The organism is Arthrobacter sp. CJL-S3, from assembly GCF_056711635.1.
The window spans coordinates 593,449-616,825 of sequence record NZ_CM160046.1 but is presented as its reverse complement, the minus strand read 5'-3'; the positions used below and the strand labels follow the sequence as shown (position 1 = coordinate 616,825).

The window sequence follows — 23,377 nt, the reverse complement described above, 5'->3', positions numbered from 1 at the left end:
CTTCAGTGCGCTGTTGGTGTTAGTGCTCGGCTTCCGCGGCAGCCTTCTTGGCGTTTTTCTCGGCGTCCTTCTCGGCGCGCAGAGCCTCCGTGTCGTGCTGTTCCTCGGCTTTTTCCTGGTGAATGACCTGTGCGAAGAGCTTCTCCATCTCCTTGGCCACACCGGCGGCTGAGGCCGGGTTCTGGCCGGTGACCAGCCGCTCGTCAACCACGACCTTCTCCTCAAAGACATCAGCGAAGACGTGGGTGGCGCCCTGTTCCTCAAGCCGGTCTGCCAGGAAGAACGGGATGACCTTGTCCTTCCCTGCGGCAACCTCCTCGTCGTTGGTGAAGGCGGCCACCTTCCGGCCCTCGACGAGGCGGAACCCGTTTGCCAATTCCACGTTGAGCAGGCCGGCCGGTCCGTGGCAGACCGCGCCCACCAAGCCGCCGGCGTTGTAGACGCTGGCCACGAGATTTTGCAAGCCTTCGCTGTCCGGGAAGTCCCACATCGTGCCGTGGCCGCCCACGAGGTAGACGGCGTCGTACTGGTCGGGGTCAACGACGTCGACGCGGGCAGTGTTGTAAAGACCGGCGCGCGTGGTCTCGTCCTCCGTGAAGGCGACCTGGATGGGATCTTCCGTGTCCACCACGTCGCGCGGGGGCTGGCCGCCCTGGATGGAGGCGAAGTCGACGAAATGCCCGGAATCCTTGAAGACCTTCCACGGATGTGCAGCTTCGGCCACGTTGTAGCCGGTCTTCTCTCCGGTGTCGCCGATCTCGGAAACGCTGGTCAGTACCATGAGGATTTTCTTCATGAAGTCTTCCTTTCGTCTACCTTCCACCCTACGCCCAGCCAATTCGGGCCCTCCCTCCCCGCCACGCCCGCCGGCGGGGCTGGGTGATCTTGCCTCGACGTATTCCGGGTCCGTCTGGCGCCTGGAAGCAGTTGTAGTTGCCTCGAATTTTCGGTTGCCATTTTGGAAATGTTCGGTTTCCCGCACCTCGCGCACTATCTTCACGACGGCGGGTTCTGCAGTTTTATGGGATTACCCGCTCCCAGCCATTCCCTAGCAGGCATGGCGACCCTAAGCTTTCAATCCGGGGCAGCTGCCTCTAATTAGGACCGGGGGAACAATGCCAGATGCATGGACGTGCGACCACTGCGGCGCCAAGACAATCAACCGAAAAGTGGAATCCACCTCATTGGGTGACCGGGCGAAGAAATTTATAACGGTCCCGGCCAAGTGCAGTGACTCCCAGTGCCCCAACAGCGACCGTCCACAGCAGGGCCTGGAGTGGTGCAGTCCCGCATGAGTGTCATGCCCTCGCGGCAACGCCTGGACGAGTGACGACCGATGCGAGTGCGGCGGGGACGGCGCGCAGCTCCCCATCGAAGGGTTCCGATAAAGGTCCCGCCCGGGCCCGAAGATTCCTGCAGCTGGCTCCATCGTTTTGAGACCATGGAGCCAGCCTTTGCGGAATCCAACTCGATCGGAACACCGAAATGGTCTCTCCCCAGAAAGATGCCCGGGCCAGATCCCAACGCAAGACTAAACGCCTTAGCTTTAGCGGGCAATAGGGCTCATTTGACTTGAAAATTCGGCCCTAGTGGTTTATGCATCGACGTTTTTCGAATTCTGTGCCCGCTCCTGGGAAATTCGCGGCAGCGCTTAACCCGCCGGGCTCACCACGTCCTCCAGCACCGTCCGGTCGAAAAAGCGGATCTCCCCGGTTTCCGGAAAGAACACGGGAACGACGGACGTGCTCGGGTCTTTCGAGGTTTCGTAGATTTCGGGCGCACCGCCGTGCCTGCGGGCAATGGTTCCGACCAGGTCCGTGCCGCGGACTTTGACGGTCCGGTATTTGTAGCTCATTTGGGCTCCTTTGGTGACGTGGGACACAGCCTACTCCCCGCTGCCCGAGCCGTGCGGGGCGCTTGGCGGGTGCGTCATGGAAGAACCCGGGGTCCGCACTGGTGCACAATGCGTTTATGACCAATGACGCTCCCCGCCCGGTCTACTTCCTTTCGGACAGTACGGGCATCACCGCTGAAACGCTCGGCAACACCCTGCTGACGCAGTTCCCCGCGACCGAGTTTGACCGCATCACGATCCCCTTCATCACCACCGCCGACCAGGCCCGGGCCGTGGTCAAGGTGATCGACCACCGGGCCGCCACCGGCCTGCAGCCGATCGTCTTCTCCACCGCCGTCGGCAGCGACATCCGCCAGACCCTGGGCACCTGCGACGGGATCATCGTTGACCTCATTGGAACCCACGTCGGGCTGTTGGAACGGGCTCTGGGAACCGAGGCCAGCGGGGAACCGGGCCGCGCCCACGGACTGGGCAACGCCGCCCGCTACCAGTCCCGGATGGCCGCCGTCGAATACGCCATGGAGCACGACGACGGCCAGAGCCTGCGCGCGCTCGAAAAGGCCCAGGTCATCCTGGTGGCCCCCTCCCGCTGCGGCAAAACCCCCACCACGATGTACCTGGCGCTGCAGCACGGCATCTTCGCCGCGAACTTCCCGCTGGTGGACGAGGACTTTGAACGCGAAGGGCTCCCCAGGCCGCTGCGGCCGTTTGTTTCAAAGTGTTTCGGCCTCACCACCAATCCCCTGCGCCTGAGCCAGGTCCGCACCGAACGCCGCCGGGGCTCGCCCTACGCGTCGCTCAGGCAGTGCGGCTTTGAGCTGCGCAGCGCCGAGCGGCTGTACGTGTCCCACGGGATCCCCTACCTCAACTCGGCCAGCGTCTCCGTGGAGGAAATGGCCGCCACCATCCTCCAAAAAATGAACCTCAAGCACTAGGTCGCCGGGTCCACAAGTGTTGCGTGGACCACATCATGTGGAAACACCGGCCTAGACCTGTCACTGTGGACAGGACTTGCGCCCATCAACCGGCGATCGCCCCACGCGGGGCAGCGATACCCCATGCCACCATCTGCAAAGGAGCAGCAACCATGACGACAGACATCCTGTGGTTCTCAGAACTCGGTCTCAAGGACCTGGACCGGGTGGGAGGCAAAAACGCCTCCCTCGGCGAGATGGTGCAGAACCTGACTTCTGCCGGCGTCCAGGTGCCCGACGGCTTCGCCACGACGGCCGACGCCTACCGCACCTTCCTGGCCGATTCCGGCCTGGACCAGAAGATCGCCGACCGGCTGGTCGGCCTGGACACCGACGATGTCACGGCCCTGGCGGCCGCGGGCAAGGAAATCCGCGCGCTGATGCGCGAGACGCCCTTCCTGCCGGACTTCGAAGCGCAGATCCGCGCCTCCTACCAGACGCTGGTGGAGAAGCACGGCGGCTCGGAGGACCTCTCCTGGGCCGTGCGTTCCAGCGCCACGGCGGAGGACCTCCCCGATGCCTCCTTCGCCGGGCAGCAGGAAACCTTCCTGAATGTCCGCGGGATCGAGAACATCCTGGTGGCCATCAAGGACGTCTTCGCGTCCCTCTACAATGACCGGGCCATTGCCTACCGGGTGCACCACAAGTTCGAGCACGCCGAAGTGGCGCTCTCGGCGGGCGTCCAGCGCATGGTCCGTTCCGACGTCGGCGCCTCCGGCGTTATGTTCACCATGGACACCGAATCCGGGTTCCAGGACGCCGTTTTCGTGACTTCCTCCTACGGCCTCGGCGAGGCCGTCGTCCAGGGCGCCGTCAACCCGGATGAGTTCTACGTCTACAAGCCCGCCCTGGAGGCCGGCCGCCCGGCCATCCTCAAGCGCGGACTCGGCGAAAAAGCGCTCCAGATGACCTACACCAGCAACCGCGAAATCGGCCACACCATTGACTTCGTGCCGGTGGAGGCCTCCCTGCGGAACCGCTTCAGCCTTGACGACGACGACGTCGAGCAGCTCGCCCGCCACGCCGTCGCCATCGAGAACCACTACGGACGCCCGATGGACATCGAATGGGGCAAGGACGGGATCGACGGCGGCCTGTACATTCTGCAGGCCCGCCCGGAGACCGTGCAGTCCCGCAGGGCCTCCGGCAGCCTGAGCCGGTTCCGCCTCAACGGCTCCGGCAAAGTTCTGGTCGAGGGCCGCGCTATCGGCCAGCGCATCGGCGCCGGCAAGGTCCGCATCCTTACTTCGATTGACCAGATGGCCGCGTTCAAGACCGGCGACGTCCTCGTCGCGGACATGACCGACCCGGACTGGGAACCGATCATGAAGCGCGCCTCCGCCATTGTGACCAACCGCGGCGGACGCACCTGCCACGCGGCGATCATCGCCCGGGAACTCGGGATTCCCGCCGTCGTCGGCACCGGTGCCGCCACCGACGTGCTCTCCGACGGACTCGAGGTGACCGTCTCCTGCGCCGACGGCGAAACCGGCGTCATCTACGAGGGCCTCCTGGACTTCAGCGTCGAGGAAACCGAAATCACCCAGCTGCCCGAGGCCCCGGTCAAGGTCATGATGAACGTCGGCACCCCCGAGCAGGCCTTCACGTTCGCGCAGCTGCCCAACCACGGCGTGGGCCTGGCCCGGCTGGAATTCATCATCAACCGGCAGATCGGCATCCACCCCAAGGCGCTGCTGAACCTGGACGAGCAGCCGGACGACGTCATCGCGGAAATCCGGGAGCGGATCGCCGCCTACGCCAGCCCGCGCGACTACTACATCAAGCGCCTGGCCGAAGGCGTGGCGACCATCGCCGCGGCGTTCGCGCCGGAGCCGGTGATCGTGCGGATGTCCGACTTCAAGTCCAACGAGTACGCCAACCTCATCGGCGGGCCCGCCTACGAGCCGCACGAAGAGAACCCGATGATCGGCTTCCGCGGCGCCTCCCGGTACCTGGAGCCCTCCTTCCGGGACTGCTTCGACCTGGAGTGCGAGGCCCTGTCCTTCGTCCGCAACGAGATGGGCCTGACCAACGTCAAGCTGATGATCCCGTTCGTGCGCACCCTGGACGAGGCCAGCGGCGTCATCGACCTGCTCGCCGAGAACGGACTGCGCCGCGGCGAAAACGGCCTCGAGGTCATCATGATGTGCGAACTGCCGTCCAACGCGCTGCTGGCCGACGAGTTCCTGGACTACTTCGACGGGTTCTCGATCGGCTCCAACGACATGACCCAGCTGACCCTGGGCCTGGACCGGGACTCCGCCATCGTCGCGAACAGCTTCGACGAGCGCGACCCCGCCGTCAAGAAGCTCCTGAGCATGGCCATCAAGGCCTGCAAGGCGCGCGGCAAGTATGTGGGCATCTGCGGCCAGGGGCCCAGCGACCACGCGGACTTCGCCGAATGGCTGGTCGACGAGGGCATTGACTCCGTCTCGCTGAACCCCGACACCGTGGTGGACACCTGGCTCCGGCTCGCCGGCGCGGCGGCCCCCGCCGGCGCGGCAGCCAGCTGACGCGGTCAACTTGCACTGCCAGCTGACGCGGTGAACTGACACCTCGTCGGCGGAGACACCCCGGTCCACGGACCGGGGTGTCTCTTCGTCCGGGCAGTCCTCCGCCGCCAGACGACGCGCGGCCGGGCCACCGGGCCGCTGGAGTCCCGAGCGCCCGCTGGACGCCTGCACAAGACGGACCCGGCGTCGCCGTCAATTGGTCCATTGAGCGGCGCCCCCCGCGCACGGTTAGCTAAGGTCCATCAGCGTTCCGCACCAATGACGTTCAGGACACCACGTGACTTTGCAGCAGGATAGGGCCAACGGCGCCCCCGGACTTTGGCCCGACGTACGAACCGGCGACGGTCTTGGGGACTTCCCGGCCGACGCACCGTGCCCGGACGACTGCCACTTCTGCTCGGGTCCCGAGACAGACTGACGCCTTCCGGGACGGTTTTCGCAGCCCGGTAGAACTCGCCGGTAGAATCAGGGGACAGCCCGCAGCCGGTAGCGCGTCCGCGGGAGCAACCATGACCGCCGCGGGTGAAGGGAGTGTTCCGTGCGCACAGCCGCCAGAGCACCCTTCCACGCCGTCCGCTCGGCCATGGTGGGACTGACCGTCCTGTCCCTCGCCGCGGGCGCACACACGCTCGCCGGCGGACAACTGCCATCCCCCGGCATCCTGCTGGCCCTGCTGGCACTGACCGGGCTGGCTTCGACCACCGCCACCCGCCTGAAACTGAACTTCCCGGCCCTGGCCGGGCTGCTCGGCGCGGGACAACTGGTGCTGCACGAGGCCTTCACCGCCTTCAGCGCCCCCGCTCTTACCCCCGCCCCGGCCGGCGCCCTGTCCGGACCGGCAGGCGACCTCGCTCACCATGCCGGGCCGGTTCCGTTCGCGGCCGGTCTTGAGAGCCCGCTCGCGGCGTCGGGACTGGATCCCGGACATTCCCTGCTGATGCTGGCCGGCCACGCCGTGGCAACGCTCCTCTGCGCCGTCCTCCTCGCCCGGGGCGAGGCTGCCCTGTGGGCAATGGCGGCGTGGCTGCGCCCGCTGCTCCGGCTCCCAGCCCCCGTGACGCCCGACGCCGTCGCGGTGCCGGCAGCCACCATCTGGCCGGCGGAGTCCGTGCCGCTGCCGTGGCGGAATCTCCGGCGCGATTGCCGCCGCGGGCCGCCCGCCGCCGTCGTCCCTTCCTGACTCCTTCCCGGCCGCGGCCCCCTGGGCCCTGACCTCCTGTGCCCCACCGTGGGCTCGGACCATCGGCCCCGCCGCCGCGCCACCCCACTTTTGTGCGCCCGCCACTGGGCAGCGCACGCCTGAAAGGCAACCCCTGTGAAAACTTCATCCACTTCCCTCCTGCGCCGCACCCTCACCGCCACCGCCGCGGCCGGCGGCACCGCGGCCCTGATGCTCGCCGGGATCACCGGCGCCTCGGCGCACGTCGGTGTCACCCCGGACAAGACCACCGCGAACTCCTACGCCCTGCTGACCTTCGGCATCCCGCACGGCTGCGAGGAGTCCGGCACCACGAAGGTGACCATCACTCTTCCCGCCGAACTCAACGATGCGCAGCCCACGGTCAACCCCAACTGGACCGCCGCGAAAGTGACGGAACAGCTGGCCGAACCGAAGAAACTCGCGGACGGGACCTCCATCACCAAGCGGACCAGCCAGATCGTCTACACGGCCAAGGCGCCGCTGGAACCCGCCCTCCGCGATGCCCTGGTGCTCTCGGTGAAACTGCCGGACGTCGCGGGGAAGACCCTGTACTTCCCGACTCTGCAGAACTGCGAGGTCGGTCAGACCGACTGGTCCGAGCTCCCGGCCGAGGGTCAGGACCCGCACTCCCTCAAGGCCCCGGCGCCGTCCGTGACGGTCACGGCGGCCGCTGCGGCCGACGGGCACGGCGCCCATGCCGCCAGCGCGCCGGATACCACCGCGGAGACCGTCCAGGCCGCTGCGGTGAGCGACGACGGCGCCCAGGCCCGCAGTTGGGCCGGGCTGGTGGCCGGCGTCGGCGGCCTCGCCCTCGGCGGCCTCGCCCTGGCCCGCGGCCGGGGCAACAAGCCCGCGCCGGTCCGCGTTTCGGCACCCACGTCCGGGCCCACCTCAAGGCCCAAGGAGTAGCTGACCTCGATTGATGCCCGGAAATCACAATCCGGGCATCAATCCGGCCCCGCCGTCGTGGCGTCGTTGACTCAGGCCACAACGGACGTGAAGGTTGTGCCATGACGGCTCAGCGAACCAACACAAGACTGGCATTCACGACGGCGGCAGCCGCGGCAGCGCTCCTCCTTGCCGGCTGCGGCACCGGAACGCCGCAGGCCCAGACCTCCAGCACCCCGGCGTCCTCGCCCGCCAGCTCCGCCAGCCAGCCCGCCACCGCCCTCGCAACCACGGCCTCCTCGGCCCCCGCGCCGGCGCCGGCGGCGTCCACGCCCGCCGGCCCCGGACTGTGCAAGGCCGCCGGCCTGACGGGCACCATCGATTCCACCGGCGGCGGCGCCGCCGGCAGCGTCTACATGACGCTGATCCTGACGAACTCCGGCACCGAGCCGTGCCTGCTCAAGGGCTTCGCCGGCGTCTCCCTCACCGCCGACGCCAACGGCGCCCCGATCGGCGCCGCGGCTGTCCGCGACGAGTCCACACCGGCAGCCGACGTCCTGCTCGCGCCGGGACAGGCTGGTGCCGCCACCCTGCGTTACAGCCAGGCTGCCAACCACCCCGACTGCACAATCGCCCCCGCCGCAGGGTTCCGCGTCTACCCGCCCGAAGACACGGCCTCGCTGTTCATCGCCCAGCCCCGGGACGCCTGCAGCGACGCCGAAACCCGGCTGCTCACCATCGGCGTTTTCCAGGCCCAGTAGTCCCGCGGCCGCCGAGGTGAGATTTCGCGCCGATGCCCGTCCGAAACATGGGCGGGAAGTATCACCTCGAAGGGGCACCGTAGCCCCGCTGCCGCCGAGGTGAGATTTCGCGGCGATGCCCGTCCGAAACATGGGCGCGAAGTATCACCTCGACGGGGCACCGTCGCCCGGATTGCCGCCCGCCATTTCCTGTCGGCGGGTTAAGGCATGATGGAGGAATGAAGGGGCAGGAGCTCGCCGGCGGCACACTTGCGGCCGAGGCCATGGACCGGTTCAGCCGGCCGACCCGGGATTGGTTCCTGGGTGCGTTCGCTGCGCCCACCCCCGCCCAGAACGGTGCCTGGAACGCGATTTCCTCCGGCGCGCACGCGCTCGTGGTCGCCCCCACCGGCTCCGGCAAAACGCTCGCGGCCTTCCTCTGGGCGCTCGACCGGCTGCTCGTCTCAGCCCCCGCCGAACCCGCGGAACTGCCCGGCCTGGACACCGCGAAGGGCACCCGGCGCAGGGCGCCGAAACGCAAGACCAGGGTCCTGTACATCTCGCCGCTCAAGGCGCTCGGCGTCGACGTCGAACGCAATCTGCGCGCCCCGCTGATCGGCATCACCCAGACCGCCAAACGCCTGGACCTGCCCGCCCCGCTGATCACCGTGGGCGTCCGGTCCGGTGACACGCCGGCGTCGGACCGCCGCGCGCTGCTGAGCCACCCGCCGGACATCCTCATCACCACGCCCGAGTCGCTCTTCCTGATGCTCACCTCCAAGGCGCGGGAGACGTTGAGCGAGGTGGACACCATCATCGTCGACGAGGTCCACGCCGTCGCGGGCACCAAACGCGGCGCCCATCTGGCCGTGTCCCTGGAACGCCTCGACGCCCTGCTCCCGAAACCCGCCCAGCGGATCGGGCTCTCGGCCACCGTGGAGCCCAAGGAGCTGGTGGCGCAGTTCCTCGCCGGCTCCGCGCCGGTGGAAATCGTGGCCCCGCCCTCGAAGAAGTCCTGGGACCTGACGGTCTCCGTCCCGGTGGAGGACATGTCCGACCTGCAGGGCGCGGCCGGAGCGTTCGACTCCGGGCCGGCGTCCGGGCTGCAGCCGCAGGCGTCGATCTGGCCGCACGTGGAGGAGAAGATTGTGGACCTGGTGCTGGCCAACCAGTCCACCATCGTGTTCGCCAATTCCCGCCGGCTCGCCGAACGCCTGACCGCTCGGCTCAACGAGATCTACGTCGAGCGGCAGCTGATGGCCGCAGGCGGCGGCCCGGACGGGTTCGGCGCCGGGGCACCCGGCTTCGCGCCCGTCCCGGCGGGAGCACCGGCCGGCGGCACCCCCGCCGTGCCGGCCTCCCCCGCCGTGCCGGCCTCCGCCGCCGTGCCGGCCCCCGCCGCGGTACCGACCTCCACCGCGACACCGGCGCACATGATGGCCCAGGCCGGCAGCACCGCCGGGGCCGATCCGGTCCTGGCCCGGGCCCACCACGGTTCGGTCTCCAAGGACCAGCGGGCCCTGATCGAGGACGACCTGAAATCCGGCCGGCTGCGCTGCGTCGTGGCCACGTCCTCCCTGGAACTGGGCATCGACATGGGAGCCGTGGACCTGGTGGTGCAGGTGGAATCCCCACCGTCGGTGGCCAGCGGGCTGCAGCGGGTGGGCCGCGCCGGTCACCAGGTCGGCGAGGTCTCCCAGGGCGTCCTGTTCCCCAAGCACCGCGCCGACCTGGTGCACACCACCATCACCGTGGAACGGATGCTCGCCGGCAAGATCGAACGGCTCTACGTCCCGGCGAACCCGCTGGACATCCTGGCCCAGCAGACCGTCGCCGCCACGGCGCTGGGGTCCATCGATGTGGAGGAATGGTTCTCCACGGTGCGCCGGTCGGCGCCGTTCGCCTCCCTCCCCCGCTCCGCCTTCGAGGCCACCCTGGACCTGCTCGCCGGCCGCTACCCCTCCGACGAATTCGCCGAACTGCGGCCCCGGATCATCTGGGACCGCAACGCGGGCACCATCGAGGGCCGCCCCGGCGCCCAGCGGCTGGCGGTCACCTCCGGCGGCACCATCCCGGACCGCGGGCTCTTCGGCGTCTACATCATCGGCACCGAGACGGAAGGGACCGGCTCTTCCGGGTCCCCGGGCTCCGCCAGCGGCGACGGCCGGGCGGCGAGTCCGGCCGCCGCGGCAGCCAAGGGCGGCCGCCGGGTCGGCGAACTCGACGAGGAAATGGTCTACGAATCCCGGGTCGGTGACGTGTTCGCCCTCGGTGCCACGAGCTGGAAGATCGAGGACATCACCCATGACCGGGTCCTGGTCACCCCCGCGTTCGGCCAGCCGGGGAAACTTCCGTTCTGGAAGGGCGACTCCCTCGGCCGCCCGGTGGACCTCGGCCGCGCCCTGGGCGCCTTCGTGCGCGAACTGTCCGCGTCCGACGTCGGGCCGGCCACGGAACGTTGCAAGGCCAGCGGCCTGGACGATTTCGCCGCCAACAACCTGATCCAGTACCTCGCCGAGCAGAAGCTGGCGACCGAGGTGGTCCCCAGCGACACCACCCTGGTGGTGGAACGCTTCCACGACGAACTCGGCGACTGGCGGGTGGTGCTGCACAGCCCGTTCGGCATGCCGGTGCACGCGCCGTGGGCCCTCGCCGTCGGGCAGCGGCTGCACCAGCGCTACGGGATGGACGGCTCCGCGATGGCCGCCGACGACGGCATTGTGCTGCGCGTGCCCATGATGGAGGACGAGCCACCCGGGGCTGAACTGTTCCTGTTCGACCCGGAGGAACTCGAACAGATCGTGACGGCGGAGGTCGGCGGCAGCGCCCTCTTCGCCTCCCGTTTCCGTGAGTGCGCCGCCCGGGCCCTGCTGCTCCCCCGGCAGAACCCGGGCAAACGGCAGCCCCTGTGGCAGCAGCGGCAGCGTTCCGCCCAGCTGCTGGACGTCGCGCGGAAGTACCCCACCTTCCCGATCGTCCTCGAGACGGTCCGTGAATGTCTGCAGGATGTCTACGACCTTCCGGCCCTGAAGGACATCGCCGCGTCCATCGAGCGCCGCGAGCTGCGGATCCTGCAGACCACCACCCAGCAGCCCTCCCCGTTCGCCAAGTCCCTGCTCTTCGGCTACGTCGCGCAGTTCCTCTACGAGGGCGATTCGCCCCTCGCCGAGCGCCGGGCCGCCGCGTTGGCGCTGGATTCGACCCTGCTCAATGAGCTCCTCGGCCGCGTCGAGCTGCGCGAACTGCTCGACGCCAAGGTCATCGACGCCACCGAGCGGGAGCTGCAGCGGCTCGCCCCGGACCGGAAAGTGCGCGGGCTGGAGGGTGTCGCGGACCTGCTGCGCCTGCTGGGCCCGCTGACCCCGGAGGACGTCGCCGCCCGGCTCGAACCGGCGGCCGGGCCCGGCCCGGCGGCTGAGCCGGGTCCGGCGGCCGGGCTTGCCGCAGGAGCTGAACCTACGGCGGCGGCTGAGTCCGGCCCGGAGGCAGCGCTTGGCCCTGAGGCCGGGCTTGCCGGGGCTCCCGAATCGGAGCCGGCGGTCGAGAGCATGGCCCCCGTCGCCGATGCCACGACACATCTGGTGGCGCTCCAGCGCGCCAACCGCGCCATCAAGGTCAACATCGGCGGCGCCGAGCGCTACGCCGCGGTGGAGGACGCCGCCCGCCTGCGCGACGCCCTCGGCGTCCCGCTGCCGATGGGTGTGCCGCTGGCCTTCATCGAACCGGTCGCTGATCCCCTGGGCGACCTCGTCTCGCGCTATGCCCGCACCCACGGGCCGTTCACCTCCGCGGAGGCCGCCGCCCGGCTGGGACTCGGTGTCGCCGTCGTCGGCACCGCGCTGAAGCGGCTCGCCGCGGACGGACGGGTGGTGGAAGGCGAGTTCCGCCCGCACGCCGCACCCCCGGCCCCGGCGCTCGCCCCCCGAGCCGACGACGGCGACGCGGGCTCCAGCGCCGCCGGGACCCAGGCCACCGCCGCGCCCGCGGCCCCGTCGCTGGCGGGCGTCAGTGAATGGTGTGATGCCGAAGTCCTGCGCAAGCTCCGCCGCCGCTCGCTCGCCGCACTGCGCGCCGAGGTTGAGCCCGTGGATGCCGCCGCGTACGGCCGCTTCCTGCCGGCCTGGCAGAACGTCCGGGTCCCGGGCAAGCGCGGGCAGTCCGCGCTGCGGGGACTGGACGGGATCATCACGGCGGTCGACCAGTTGTCCGGTGTGCCTATTCCGGCCTCCGCATGGGAACCGCTGGTCCTCGCCAGCCGGGTGTCCGATTACCAGCCGGCCATGCTGGATGAGCTGATGGCCGCCGGTGAGGTGCTCTGGTCCGGCGCCGGCGCGCTCCCCGGCAACGACGGCTGGGTCAGCCTGCACCTGGCCGATTCGGCCGAGCTGACCCTGAACCCGGCCATCGAATTCGAGCCCGGCGACGCGCAGCAGCGGCTGCTGGACCACCTGCGCAACAACGGCGGCGGCTACTTCTTCCGGCAGCTGACGGACGTCGCCGGCGGCATGGACTCGGTGCTCAGCGACCAGGACGTCGTCTCCGCGCTCTGGGACCTCGCCTGGGCGGGCCGGATCACGGGCGATACCTTCGCCCCGGTCCGGGCCATGATTGCCGGCGGCCACACCGCGCACCGGCAGGTCGCCCGCGCCCCGCGGGCCCGGGCCCCCCGGTTGAGCAGGTTGGGCCGCGCCCACGGGACCGGTCTGCTCGGATCCCCCGGGCTCACCGGGGGCCGGTACGGTTCCGCGAGCGGCGCGGCGGCCACTCCGCCGCTGGCCGCCGGCCGCTGGTCCGCGTTGCCCGCCCCCGAACTCGATGCCACCATCCACGCCCGGGCCACCGCGGAGCTCCTGCTCGACCGGTACGGCGTGGTCACCCGCGGGTCGGTCATGGCCGAGAACATCCTGGGCGGCTTCGGACTGATGTACAAGGTCCTGGCGCGGCTGGAGGAAGCCGGACGGTGCCGCCGCGGCTACTTCATCGAGCACCTGGGCGCGGCACAGTTCGCCGTCCCCGCGACCGTGGACAGGCTGCGCTCCTACGCCGAGGACACCCAGCTCCACAAACCCGAACCCGTGGCCCTGGCGCTGGCCGCGACGGACCCCGCGAACCCCTACGGCGCCGCCCTTCCCTGGCCTGCCCTGAACGTCGAAGCCGGAACCGGCCACCGGCCGGGCAGGAAGGCCGGCGCCCTGGTGGTGCTGGTCGACGGCGCCCTGGCCCTCTATGTGGAACGCGGCGGCAAGACCCTGCTGGCCTTCAGCGAGGACGCCGAGGTCCTGGCCGCGGCCGGCGCCGCCCTGGTCGGCGTGGTCACCCGGGGCGCGGTGGACAAACTCATCATGGAAAAAGTCAACGGCCACGGCATTCTCGACACGCCCATCGCCGCCGCCCTCGCCCACGCCGGGGCCTACTCCACACCGAAGGGACTGAGGATCCGTGCCTGAGGGCGATTCGGTGTTCCGCGCCGCCGCCCAGTTGCATGCCGCGCTGGCGGGCCAGCAGCTCATCTCCTCCGACTTCCGGGTGCCGCGCTTTGCCACCCTCAAACTGGGCGGCTGGACCGTGACCGAGGTGGTCCCCCGGGGCAAACACCTGCTCATGCGGCTCGAGGGCCCGGCCCGGGACGGCGGCGGCCCGGCGGTACCGGACCGGCTGACGATCCATTCCCACCTCAAGATGGAAGGGACGTGGCAGGTCTACCCGCCGGGCGGCCGCTGGCGGAAGCCGGGGTTCACCGCGCGCTGCGTGCTGCGCACCGCGGCGGCAGACGCCGTCGGGTTCTCGCTGGGCATCCTTGAGGTGGTGCGCACCTCCGAGGAGGATTCCGTCGTCGGCCACCTCGGTCCCGACCTGCTGGGTCCGGACTGGGACCTGGCCGAGGCGGAGCGGCGGATCCGCGCCGCGCCGGAGGTCCCGATCGGCGTCGCACTGCTGGACCAGCGGAACCTCGCCGGGATCGGCAACATCTACCGCTGCGAGGCCTGCTTCCTCTCCGGCGTGCACCCGGCGGCACCCGTCTCGGCGGTGCCCGACGTGGCGGCCATGCTCACCGACGCCAAGGTGCTGCTGGAGGCCAACCTGGGGGCCGGGCGCCGGACCACGGTCCTGAATCAGCGCGGCGCGGTGGTCGGCCGGAGCTCCGGGCTGCCCGGTTACTGGGTCTACCGGCGCGAAAACCAGCCGTGCCTGAAGTGCCGGACGCCGGTGCGGCGCGGAGTCCTCGCCAAAGCCGCCGGCACCGAAGAGCGGGACATCTACTGGTGCCCGACGTGCCAGCCGCTGCCGGGAACCGGTCCGGCTTAGGTCCACTCCGCGGCGTGCCGCGGCGGCCTAAGGTGCGGCGACCGCGGGATCGGCTGCCGCCGCCGGCAGCGCGGACTCCTTCAACTCCGGCACGGTGAACCGCGGCAGCAGGAGCTGCACCAGCGGGCCGATGGCCAGGGCGTAGAGCACGGTCCCGATGCCCACGGAGCCGCCGAGCAGCCAGCCCGCGGCGAGGACCACAATCTCTATGCCGGTCCGGGACGTCCGGACCGACCAGCCGGTCCGGCGGGCGAGTCCGGTCATCAGGCCGTCCCGCGCACCGGGACCCAGCCGCGCACCGATATAGCAGGCGGAGGCGATCCCGTTGAGCACGATGGCGCCCGCGAGCATGCCGGCCTGCCCCCCGAGGTGGGAGAACTCCGGGATCAGCGCCAGCCCGACGTCGGCGAAGACGCCCACCAGCACGGCATTGCACAGGGTGCCGAAGCCGGGCCACTGCCGCAGCGGAATCCAGAGGAGCAGCACCAAGAAACTCACGATCACCACAACCGTGCCGATGCTCAGCCCGGTCTTGACCGCGAGGCCCTGGTGGAACACGTCCCACGGGTCCAGCCCGAGGCCGGCGCGGATAAACATCGCCAGGGATATGCCGTACATGGCGAGGCCGATAAGGAGCTGAAGGAGCCTGCGGGTCATCATGCACCCCATCCTCCCGGACAACTGGCATTGCATTCCATAGCCAGTTTGAAATACTGGCTCTATGTCCGGATCCCTGAACCCCAGTTCGCTCGCCCGATTGCTCGGCGAGTGGAACCTCGGCGCGGCCCCCGCCTACCGGGAGCTCGCCGACGTCGTCCGCCTGCTGGTCCTCGACGGCCGGGTGCCGCTGGATGTCGCGCTGCCCAGCGAACGGGCCCTGGCCGCGACGCTCGGCATCAGCCGCACCACCGTCACCGCCGCGTACTCCCTGCTGCGCGAGCAGGGCTTCCTCAGCAGCGGCCAGGGCAGCCGCGGCCGGACGTGCATCCCGCAGTCCGGTCCGCCGGGCGGCCGCAACGGCGGCAGCGGGGCGCATCTCAGCGGAGCTCCCGGTCTGGCCGTTCCGGACGGAATCCTCGACCTCGCCTATGCCTCGCTGCCGGCCAGCGGCGAGGTGGTGCACCGGGCATTCGCCTCCGCGCTGACCGAACTGCCGGCGCTGCTACCTGGCTTCGGCTATGACGCGCTCGGAGTGATCCCGCTGAGGGAGGCCATCGCCAGGCACTATTCCGCGGCCGGGGTGCACACCACCGCGCGGCAGATCCTCGTGACGTCCGGCGCGCAGCACGCGCTGAACATCGTGCTCCGCACCCTGGCCGGCCGGTCCGACAAGGTCCTGGTGGAGCATCCGAGCTACCCGAATGCGCTCGACGCCATCCGGGCCGCGGGCTGCCGGCTGGTGCCGGTGGCCATGCCCGCCGCCGCCCCGCACGCCCGGTCCGGGACGGCCTCCGGCTCCCGTCCGGGCTGGGATCTGGAGGCGATCGAGACCGCTCTGAGGCAGCAGCGGCCCGCCATGGCCTACGTCGTTCCGGACTTCCACAACCCCACCGGGCGGCTGATGCCGGATTCCCAGCGGCGGCGGCTGGTCCGTGCCGCCGCCGCAGCCGGCACCGTCCTCGTTGTGGACGAGACGCTCCGGGAGCTGAACCTCGACGGCGTCACTTCCACGCCGCTGGCCGCCTTCAGCCCCGCCGTCGTCTCCATCGGCTCGCTGAGCAAGTCGCACTGGGCCGGGCTGCGGACCGGCTGGATCCGGGCCGAGGAGCCCCTGATCCAGCGGTTCGCCGCCGCGCGCACCACCATGGACTTGGGCGGCCCGGTGGTGGAACAGCTCGCGGCGGCCCATCTGGTCAACGCACTCGCCGAACCGCTCCCGGCCCGCCTGGCCTCCCTGCGGGACAACCGGGACGCGCTGCTGGAGCTCATCGCCGGACGGCTGGCGGGCTGGCAGAGCGAACGGCCCGACGGCGGCTTGTCGGTGTGGTGCCGCCTCCCGGCCCCGATGAGCACAGCCCTCGCTGTGGTGGCCCCGGACTTCGGCATCCGGCTGGCGGCCGGACCCCGCTTCGGCACGGGCGGCGCCTTCGAGCACTATCTCCGGGTGCCGTTTACGCTCCCTCCAGAGCAGCTCGAGACCGCAGTGGCGGCGCTGCGGTCCGCCCAGGACAAGCTGGAGGCGTCCCCGCAGCTGCGGCGCAGCCTCGGAGCCCCGCCCGCGGCAGCCATCGCCTGACACCCGTCGCCGCCGGGCCGCTCAAGGGCCGCAGCGCCTGCCCTGGTGCGGCCCGGCGACGCGGAAACCACTCCACGATGCGCACAAGTCCTGGCGCGCCCTTACTCCGGCGTCGCCAGGACCTTGGCGTGTCGCCCGGGATTTCCGATGTCGCCGAGCAGGCCTCGGGTCGCCAGCACGATTGCGTATCGCCCGGGATTTCCGGTCCCGCCGAGCAGGCCGCCGGCCGCCAGAAGGGGTGGACGAACTATGCGTAGACCTTCTCAAGGAACCCGCGCCAAGCCTTCGCCGTGGATTCGGAATCCCCGCCGCCGCTGAAATCGTGGACGGTCATGCCGACCGTGGCGCCGAAGGCATTGCGGCCGAAGAACCGGTACAGCGTGTCCGCGGTGCGCAGGCCGAGGAAGTTCTCGTTGGCGAAGTCCACCTCCCCCGCGAGCCGGCCGACGCCGTCGAGCTCCAGCTCCACGGCACTGCCGGGCTCCGAGCCCTCCACGCCCAGGGCCTTCTTGAGCCGCACGAAGCCGTCCGGCGCCGCCGAGGCGGCGGGTGCCTGGATGTCCGTGAACACCACCGGCTTGCCGTCAAAGTACTTCAGGTACTGGCCGAGAGTGTGCAGGTAAAACTCGGTGTGCTTGCTGGCGCCGTCGTACTGCTGGTCCCAGTTCTCGGTGAAGATGCCGCTGTGGACGTAGTGCAGCCGGGCGCGGCCGCCGTCCAGCGGTTCCAGCACGTGCTCCAGCTGGTTGAACCAGCCGTCCGGACCCTCCATCCGCGACACCAGGTGGCGGGGGTAGTCCTCGACGGGCCGCACGGCCGGCCACTCGTCGGTTGGGAACATCCAGCCGGCCTCGTTCTTCGTGACCGCCTCCCAGACGCGCTCCGGGGTGGCGGGCAGTTCCGTGTCAACGACGATTTCGAAGTTGCGCTTGTCAGTCATTGTCCTGCTCCTTAGCTGATGGGTGTGTGTTAGCTGATGGGTTTTTGGGTGGTGCCGTTTTCAGTGTTGGGTGAAGCGCGACGACGAGGCGGTGCTTGCGTCCGCCGCCCGCGGTGGCGCGCTCCGCCGGGGCCCCCGGTCCGCCGTCGTGGTATTTGTCCACGAGCCGGGTCACCGCGACGCCCAGCTCCTCGGCGAAGGCGGCCCGGTCCGCGGCGGTGCGGAAGGTGATCTCGCCGTCGATGGCAAAGGTGGCGAGGCGCTGTTTGGCCGCGACGGCGCCGGTGATGAGCTGGCCCATCTCCTGGACCATGCGGCTGGCGAGCGCCAGCAGCCAGAAGGCCGAAAAGCGGTCGGAGAACCGGTGCGGGTCCGGGGCCACGGAGGCCAGCGCCGCCGGGGAAATCAGGTACGAGGCGGCGCTCGCCTGCAGGATGCGCTCCGTGACGTTGCCTTTGCGACGCTCCGCCACGAGTTCCACCAGCCCGTGGCGTTCCAGGGCCTTGAGGTGGTAGTTGACCTTCTGGCGCGGCAGGCCCACCTTCGCGGCGAGCTGCGTGGCCGAGCCGGGTTCGGCGAGTTCCAGCAGGATGCGGGTCCGGATCGGGTCCAGCGAGGCCTCCGCCGCGGCCGGGTCTTCGATCACTTCGATGTCCAACATGCTTCCAGTGTCGCAACCGACAGTTTTATTTGTCAAGAACTTTTTAACCGTCGGAAGAGGGGTGCGTTCCGGGCCGCCGGCGGCGGCCCGCGAACGGCGGGGCGGGGCCGGCAAAGTAGAATGGACCGGTGATGCAATCCCCCCTGCCCGTGCGCGACGGCGTCAACGCGACCCGCCTCCGCCTCCCGGACGAGGGGCCCTGGGACACTGCAATGGACTACATGATGCACCGCTGGGGCCATATCGACCCCCAGGGCATCGAGGACCGCTTCGACGCCGGCGAGATCGTGGGCGAGGCCGGCATCGCCCTGGACCGCGCCACCCCGCTGCGGAACCACACCTTCATCTGGTACTACCGCACCCTGCCGCCGGAGGTCCGGATCCCGGTGGAACTGAACATCCTGCACCAGGACGACCACCTCCTTGTGGTGGACAAGCCGCACTTCCTGCCCACCACCCCGGGCGGCACGTACATCCAGGAGTCCGCGCTGGTGCGGCTCCGGAACCAGCTGGGCCTGCCCGACCTCATTCCCATGCACCGGCTGGACCGCATGACCGCCGGGATCCTGCTGCTCTCCACGAATCCGGAGACCCGGGGCAAATACCAGGTGCTCTTCGAAAAGCGCCAGGTCCAGAAGGAATACGAGTGTGTGGCCGCGGCCCGGCCCGCGCCCGGGCACGCCGCCGTCGACTTCCCCGTGGTGGTCCGGAACCGGATGACGAAGTCCCGCAGCTACCTGCTCGCCGAGGTGATCGACGGCGAACCCAATGCCGAAACCCGGATCGAACGGCTGCAGACCTTTGACGGCCCCCTCGCGGCGCCTCCCGCCGGGCAGGTCTCGGGTGCCGCGGACGACGGCGCCGCCGGTCGCCGTGCGCTGTACCGGCTCGAGCCGCACTCGGGCAAGACCCACCAGCTCCGCGTGCACATGGCCTCCCTGGGACTGGGGATCGTCAACGATGCCTTCTACCCTGAGCTGCTGGACAAGGCGCCGGACGATTACTCGAAACCGCTCCAGCTGCTCGCGCGCGGGATCCGGTTCGCCGACCCGATCACCGGCAAGCCGGTGGAGTACCGCAGCGGGCTGGAGCTCAGCGAAGCCCGCTAAGCGGCCGGAGGAAGCTAAGCCCGCCGCCACGGACGGCGGCAGCCCGGAAATGCTGTAACTTGTGCCCATGGACTTCGGCAGCGCAGACGGCTGGGGGGACGCGATCTATTTCTGGATCATCCCGGTTGTTATGGGCGATGCCCTCTTCCCGCCCCTCCCCTCCGAAATGGTGGTCATCACCGGCGGCGCCCTGTCCGCCGTCGGGCGCGCCAACGCTTTCCTGGTGGTGCTCCTGGCCGCGGCAGCGTCCTGGCTGGGAGACATCCTGGTGTTCCAGCTCTTCAAGCGGCGCCTGAGCCATGTCCTGGACCGCTGGCGGTGGGGCCGGTCGTTCCATCAGGCCGTGCACACCGCCATTGCGAAAGCCGGCCGGTCCACCACCTACGGGGCGATCATCGGAATCCGCTTCATCCCGGGCGGACGGCTGGCGACAACTGCCGCTGCCGGCATCGCCAACGTCTCCACCCGGGGATTCAGCCTGTGCGCGGCTCTCGGCGGCCTCCTCTGGGCCGTCTGGTCGGTCGGTCTCGGCTATGTCACCGGAGCCGCTACTGGGCTGCCGTTCTGGGCGAGCTCCCTGATCGGGGTCGGCGTCGGGGTCCTGGTCGGAGTCATCCTGGGCGTGATCGTCACGCGCAGGCGCGGCAACCGCTCCCCCGTCGTGGACGGACCCGACGAGGAACTCGACTTCTGACGCTGGCGGAACCCGGCTAGACGGGCGCCCAGCGGCCGCGGTTGCGGCGGAGCACCATCAGATGGCCGGTCACCGCCACGCGTTCGACGGCGTCGCGCATCATCGCGGCCGATTCGAGCGCCTGGCGGTTCTCACTGCTGTACGAGGTGGGCTCGACCAGGAACCGCAGGTTCAGTTGCGGAACCCCGCCGGCGAGGTCCAACTGGTTCGCCTCGACGTGGTGCCGCGTCTCCAGGGCTTCGACGGCAGCGGCCATCACGGACTCCGGCGGGTTGCCCGGCTTGAGCCCGGTGATCTTCAGTCTGGTCTGGAACGACGGCATGGAACAACCCTAGCGGGACCGGCCGCTGGCCCCCCGCACCCTTTTTAGCCGGTGTTGCGCAGCCCCGCCGCCACGCCGTTGACCGTGATCAGCATGGCGCGCTGGAGCCGCTCGTCGATCTCGCCGTTGGGCATGCTCCCCGCGGCGGCGTCGGAACGGATCCGGCGCAGCAGCTCCACCTGAAGGTAGCTGATCGGATCGAGGTACTGGTCCCGGATCTCCAGGGATCGCTTCAGGGTGGGCTGCGCGTCGAGCAGCAGGTCCTCGCCGGTCAGGTTCTGAATCTCGGACACGGTCAGCTCATATTCGGCCCGGATGGTGCGGAACAGGTGGTGGAGTTCCTCCGGGACCAGGGTGGAGACGTAGTAGCCGGCGATGTCCATGTCCGTCTTCGCCAGCGTCATTTCCACGTTGGAGAGCACCGAGCGGAAGAACTGCCAGCCCTCCATCATCTCCACCAGCTGGGCCGAGTGGCCGGCCTCCCGGGCGGCCTTGAGCCCGGAGCCGACGCCGAACCAGCCCGGGACGATCTGCCGGGACTGCGTCCAGCCGAACACCCACGGGATGGCCCGCAGGCCCTCGAGGCCCGCGCCGGAATCGGGCCGCTTGGACGGCCGGGAACCGATGTTGAGGGACCCCAGCTGTTCCACCGGGGTAGACGCCATGAAGTAGGCCGGCAGGTCCGGGTCATCGATCAGCGTCCGGTACCGGGCGAACGCGGCATCGGAGATGGTATCCATCACGTGGCCGTAGCGTTCGCGCTGGTCCTCCGAGGTGCGCGGTGTGCGGTGCAGCGCGGAGCCCTGCATGACCGCAGCAAGCGAGAGCTCCAGGTTTTCGCGGGCGAGTTCGGGCAGCGAGTACTTGTCCGAGATGACCTCACCCTGCTCGGTGAACTTGATCTCGCCTTCCAAGACCCCGTTCGGCTGGGCCATGATGGCGTCGTACGTCGGCCCGCCGCCGCGTCCCACGGACCCGCCGCGGCCGTGGAACAGGCGCACCCGGACCCCGTGCTTGGCCGCGATGTCCCGGAGTTTGCGCTGGGTCTTGTGGATCTCCCACTGGCTGGTCATCACGCCGGATTCCTTGTTGGAATCCGAGTATCCGAGCATGATTTCCTGGACGTCGCCGCGCAGCCGGACCAGCTCGCGGTACGAGGAATCGGAGAGCAGCTGGTCCACGATCTCGGCCGAGGCGCGCAGCTCCTCCACGGTTTCCAGGAGCGGGGCAAAGCCGATCCGGGCATACGGGGCCGCGCCGAAGAGGCTGACCAGGCCGGCCTCGCGGGCCAGCACCGCCGCTGCCAGGACGTCGTCCGCGCCGCGGGTCATCGAGATGATGTACGTCTCGATCACGTCCGGGCCGTAGGTGCGCAGGGCCCGCCGGATCTCGCGGAAGACGTCGTACGTGCCGTCGGCGACGCCGTCGAGCTTGATCGGGTGGCCGGACAGCGGGCGGCGGGAGGCGAGCTCGGACCCGAGCACCTCGAGCCGCTCGGAACGGCTGAGTTCCGCGTACCGGACGCCGGGGCCGCCGAGGCGGTCCATCAGCTGCCCGACGGCGTCGTGGTGGTGGTCGGCGTGTTCGCGGATGTCGAGGGTGGCGAGGTGCAGGCCAAAGGAGGCGATGGCGCGCCGGACCCGGGCCAGGGCGCCGTCGGCGGCGAGCGCGGCGTGGTGGTTGCGCAGCGAGCGCTCCAGCAGGCCCAGCTCGGCGAGGAGCTCCGCGGTGGCGGAGTAGTCGCGGCCCGGTTCGTGCGTCGACCCGGCGGCGACGCGCAGGCCCGTGTTGAGCAGCTTGGCCTTGATGCACGTGAGTTTGAGCCGGTACGGCTCCTGGGCGTTCAGTTCCAGGACGCGGCGGTCCAGGCCCGGGAGGTTCTTGAGGTCGACGTCGATCGAGTCCAGCAGCTCCTGGTCCGCCCCGGCGAGCGCGGTCGAGTTGGACAGGATGGAGATCAGCCCGTCGATCAGGCCGATGCTGATCCGGATGGCGTGCTGGTTCTGGATCTGCAGGATTTCGCGGGTGACGGCCGCGGTGACGTTGGGGTTGCCGTCCCGGTCGCCGCCGATCCAGGAGCCGAATCGGACCGGCGCCTTCTCTACGGGAAGGCTCACACCATGTTCGGCGAGCAGTTCGGAGAGGTCCGAAAGCATCTCCGGCATGGCGTCGCCGAGGATGCCGGTGAGGTAGTAGATCGCGTTGCGGGCCTCGTCCACCGGGGTGGGCCGGACCTGGCGGAGTTCGTCCGTCTGCCACATCTGGTCGATCACCTCGGCGAGCTGGCGGTCCTGGCGGCGCCGTGCGGTCGTGCCCTCCGCGGTGCTCTCGGCGAGGATGTCGGAGAGCCGACGGACCTTGTCCAGCACGGAGCGGCGGGAGGCCTCGGTGGGGTGCGCGGTGAAGATGGGACGGACGTCGAGTTCGTTCACGACCTCCTGCAGCACCGAGGGGCCGGCCTGGCCGGCGATGTCGGTGACAGCCTTGGCCAGCCAGCCGTCCTTTTCCTGCCGGGTGCGCAGCCCGCGGACCCGGTGCACCTGCTCGGCGGCGTTGGCCAGGTGGAAGTAGAACGCGAAGGCGCGGACCAGGTCGGTCGCCTGCTCCAGGGGCAGGGAGCCGAGCAGTTCCCGGACCTGGGCGACGACGTCGTACGAGCTCCACGGCCCGGTGGCATCCGCGCCGCCGCGGGCGGCTTCCTTGGACTCCTTGGTCAGCAGGCGCACCTGCTCCACCAAGGCCAGGAGCTCGGGCCCGTGCTGGCGGACCAGGGATTCGCCAAGGAGGGTGGAGACCCGGCGGACGTCCGCGCGCAGTTCGGAGGCGAGATCGGTGCCGGGATTCGTTGCAGTGTCAGCCATGGAGACAATCTTTCGAGAGACTTGGCTCGTACACTGCGCTGGATACTGTGAGCCGGGTTACTTTCTTCCTCAAGATG

Annotated in this window: 17 protein-coding genes; 10 read left to right on the top strand and 7 right to left on the bottom strand. The window is 69.8% G+C overall.

Translation table 11 applies throughout. From position 1 onward, the window contains the following. Window positions 1-19: 19 nt before the first annotated feature. Window positions 20-796: a type 1 glutamine amidotransferase domain-containing protein gene (locus AC06G6_RS02905; RefSeq protein ID WP_479826185.1), complete on the bottom strand. Its 777-nt coding sequence runs from the start codon at window positions 794-796 to the stop codon at window positions 20-22. Window positions 797-1,651: 855 nt separating this feature from the next. After that, window positions 1,652-1,855, bottom strand: a complete 204-nt coding sequence (locus tag AC06G6_RS02900; protein WP_307462152.1) for a hypothetical protein — start codon at window positions 1,853-1,855, stop codon at window positions 1,652-1,654. A gap of 116 nt (window positions 1,856-1,971) precedes the next feature. On the opposite strand from AC06G6_RS02900, the gene AC06G6_RS02895 reads away from it, so the two are divergent. The 7 genes from AC06G6_RS02895 (at window position 1,972) to AC06G6_RS02865 (ending at window position 14,477) form a co-directional block, all read left to right on the top strand. Continuing rightward, the gene (locus AC06G6_RS02895) at window positions 1,972-2,790 is read left to right on the top strand and encodes a pyruvate, water dikinase regulatory protein (RefSeq protein WP_282378892.1); all 819 of its coding nucleotides are present in this window, start codon (window positions 1,972-1,974) and stop codon (window positions 2,788-2,790) included. Between the two features lie 152 nt (window positions 2,791-2,942). Continuing rightward, window positions 2,943-5,342: a phosphoenolpyruvate synthase gene (ppsA, locus tag AC06G6_RS02890; RefSeq protein WP_479826178.1), complete on the top strand. Its 2,400-nt coding sequence runs from the start codon at window positions 2,943-2,945 to the stop codon at window positions 5,340-5,342. A 538-nt stretch (window positions 5,343-5,880) separates the two neighbouring features. Continuing rightward, entirely contained in the window at window positions 5,881-6,522 is a 642-nt protein-coding gene (locus tag AC06G6_RS02885; RefSeq protein WP_479826176.1) for a hypothetical protein, read from the top strand. 135 nt (window positions 6,523-6,657) lie between these two features. After that, window positions 6,658-7,452 carry a YcnI family copper-binding membrane protein gene (locus AC06G6_RS02880; RefSeq protein WP_479826173.1) on the top strand — a complete coding sequence of 265 codons (795 nt, stop codon included), beginning with the start codon at window positions 6,658-6,660 and terminating at the stop codon, window positions 7,450-7,452. A 101-nt stretch (window positions 7,453-7,553) separates the two neighbouring features. After that, window positions 7,554-8,192, top strand: coding sequence for a DUF4232 domain-containing protein (locus AC06G6_RS02875; protein ID WP_479826171.1), 639 nt, complete (start codon window positions 7,554-7,556; stop codon window positions 8,190-8,192). 218 nt (window positions 8,193-8,410) lie between these two features. Further along, the gene (locus AC06G6_RS02870; RefSeq protein WP_479826169.1) at window positions 8,411-13,618 is read left to right on the top strand and encodes an Lhr family helicase; all 5,208 of its coding nucleotides are present in this window, start codon (window positions 8,411-8,413) and stop codon (window positions 13,616-13,618) included. Further along, window positions 13,611-14,477: a DNA-formamidopyrimidine glycosylase family protein gene (locus AC06G6_RS02865; RefSeq protein ID WP_479826166.1), complete on the top strand. Its 867-nt coding sequence runs from the start codon at window positions 13,611-13,613 to the stop codon at window positions 14,475-14,477. The genes AC06G6_RS02870 and AC06G6_RS02865 overlap by 8 nt, the downstream gene beginning before the upstream one ends. Window positions 14,478-14,504: 27 nt before the next feature. On the opposite strand, the gene yczE is transcribed toward AC06G6_RS02865, so the two are convergent. Beyond that, window positions 14,505-15,137, bottom strand: coding sequence for a membrane protein YczE (yczE, locus tag AC06G6_RS02860; protein WP_479826164.1), 633 nt, complete (start codon window positions 15,135-15,137; stop codon window positions 14,505-14,507). Between the two features lie 61 nt (window positions 15,138-15,198). Here yczE and yczR point away from each other — a divergent pair, with 61 nt between their 5' ends. Next, complete coding sequence (yczR, locus tag AC06G6_RS02855; RefSeq protein WP_479826162.1) at window positions 15,199-16,713, top strand: MocR-like transcription factor YczR; 1,515 nt, start codon at window positions 15,199-15,201, stop codon at window positions 16,711-16,713. A gap of 247 nt (window positions 16,714-16,960) precedes the next feature. On the opposite strand, the gene AC06G6_RS02850 is transcribed toward yczR, so the two are convergent. Together AC06G6_RS02850 and AC06G6_RS02845 are read right to left on the bottom strand one after the other, a co-directional pair. Continuing rightward, complete coding sequence (locus tag AC06G6_RS02850) at window positions 16,961-17,653, bottom strand: SRPBCC family protein (protein ID WP_479826159.1); 693 nt, start codon at window positions 17,651-17,653, stop codon at window positions 16,961-16,963. Then, the gene (locus AC06G6_RS02845) at window positions 17,646-18,314 is read right to left on the bottom strand and encodes a helix-turn-helix domain-containing protein (protein WP_479826157.1); all 669 of its coding nucleotides are present in this window, start codon (window positions 18,312-18,314) and stop codon (window positions 17,646-17,648) included. The genes AC06G6_RS02850 and AC06G6_RS02845 overlap by 8 nt, the downstream gene beginning before the upstream one ends. 131 nt (window positions 18,315-18,445) lie before the next feature. On the opposite strand from AC06G6_RS02845, the gene AC06G6_RS02840 reads away from it, so the two are divergent. Next, on the top strand, window positions 18,446-19,423 hold the full coding sequence (locus AC06G6_RS02840; protein WP_479828516.1) for an RluA family pseudouridine synthase: 978 nt from the start codon (window positions 18,446-18,448) through the stop codon (window positions 19,421-19,423). A gap of 67 nt (window positions 19,424-19,490) precedes the next feature. After that, complete coding sequence (locus AC06G6_RS02835) at window positions 19,491-20,117, top strand: DedA family protein (RefSeq protein ID WP_479826155.1); 627 nt, start codon at window positions 19,491-19,493, stop codon at window positions 20,115-20,117. A gap of 16 nt (window positions 20,118-20,133) precedes the next feature. Here AC06G6_RS02835 and AC06G6_RS02830 read toward each other — a convergent pair whose 3' ends face one another. Both AC06G6_RS02830 and ppc read right to left on the bottom strand, forming a co-directional pair. Continuing rightward, complete coding sequence (locus AC06G6_RS02830; RefSeq protein WP_307462120.1) at window positions 20,134-20,439, bottom strand: hypothetical protein; 306 nt, start codon at window positions 20,437-20,439, stop codon at window positions 20,134-20,136. Window positions 20,440-20,483: 44 nt separating this feature from the next. Next, a complete protein-coding gene (gene ppc / locus AC06G6_RS02825; RefSeq protein WP_479826152.1) occupies window positions 20,484-23,300 on the bottom strand; it encodes a phosphoenolpyruvate carboxylase in 2,817 nt (938 codons plus the stop codon). Window positions 23,301-23,377 lie beyond the last annotated feature (77 nt).

Coding starts and splice junctions, on each gene's coding strand:
- AC06G6_RS02850 (WP_479826159.1), bottom strand. CDS start 17,653: ATGACTGACAAGCGCAACTTCGAAATCGTCGTTGACACGGAACTGCCC.
- AC06G6_RS02900 (WP_307462152.1), bottom strand. CDS start 1,855: ATGAGCTACAAATACCGGACCGTCAAAGTCCGCGGCACGGACCTGGTC.
- AC06G6_RS02840 (WP_479828516.1), top strand. CDS start 18,446: ATGCAATCCCCCCTGCCCGTGCGCGACGGCGTCAACGCGACCCGCCTC.
- yczE (WP_479826164.1), bottom strand. CDS start 15,137: ATGATGACCCGCAGGCTCCTTCAGCTCCTTATCGGCCTCGCCATGTAC.
- ppc (WP_479826152.1), bottom strand. CDS start 23,300: ATGGCTGACACTGCAACGAATCCCGGCACCGATCTCGCCTCCGAACTG.
- yczR (WP_479826162.1), top strand. CDS start 15,199: ATGTCCGGATCCCTGAACCCCAGTTCGCTCGCCCGATTGCTCGGCGAG.
- AC06G6_RS02905 (WP_479826185.1), bottom strand. CDS start 796: ATGAAGAAAATCCTCATGGTACTGACCAGCGTTTCCGAGATCGGCGAC.
- AC06G6_RS02870 (WP_479826169.1), top strand. CDS start 8,411: ATGAAGGGGCAGGAGCTCGCCGGCGGCACACTTGCGGCCGAGGCCATG.
- AC06G6_RS02845 (WP_479826157.1), bottom strand. CDS start 18,314: ATGTTGGACATCGAAGTGATCGAAGACCCGGCCGCGGCGGAGGCCTCG.
- AC06G6_RS02895 (WP_282378892.1), top strand. CDS start 1,972: ATGACCAATGACGCTCCCCGCCCGGTCTACTTCCTTTCGGACAGTACG.
- ppsA (WP_479826178.1), top strand. CDS start 2,943: ATGACGACAGACATCCTGTGGTTCTCAGAACTCGGTCTCAAGGACCTG.
- AC06G6_RS02875 (WP_479826171.1), top strand. CDS start 7,554: ATGACGGCTCAGCGAACCAACACAAGACTGGCATTCACGACGGCGGCA.
- AC06G6_RS02835 (WP_479826155.1), top strand. CDS start 19,491: ATGGACTTCGGCAGCGCAGACGGCTGGGGGGACGCGATCTATTTCTGG.
- AC06G6_RS02830 (WP_307462120.1), bottom strand. CDS start 20,439: ATGCCGTCGTTCCAGACCAGACTGAAGATCACCGGGCTCAAGCCGGGC.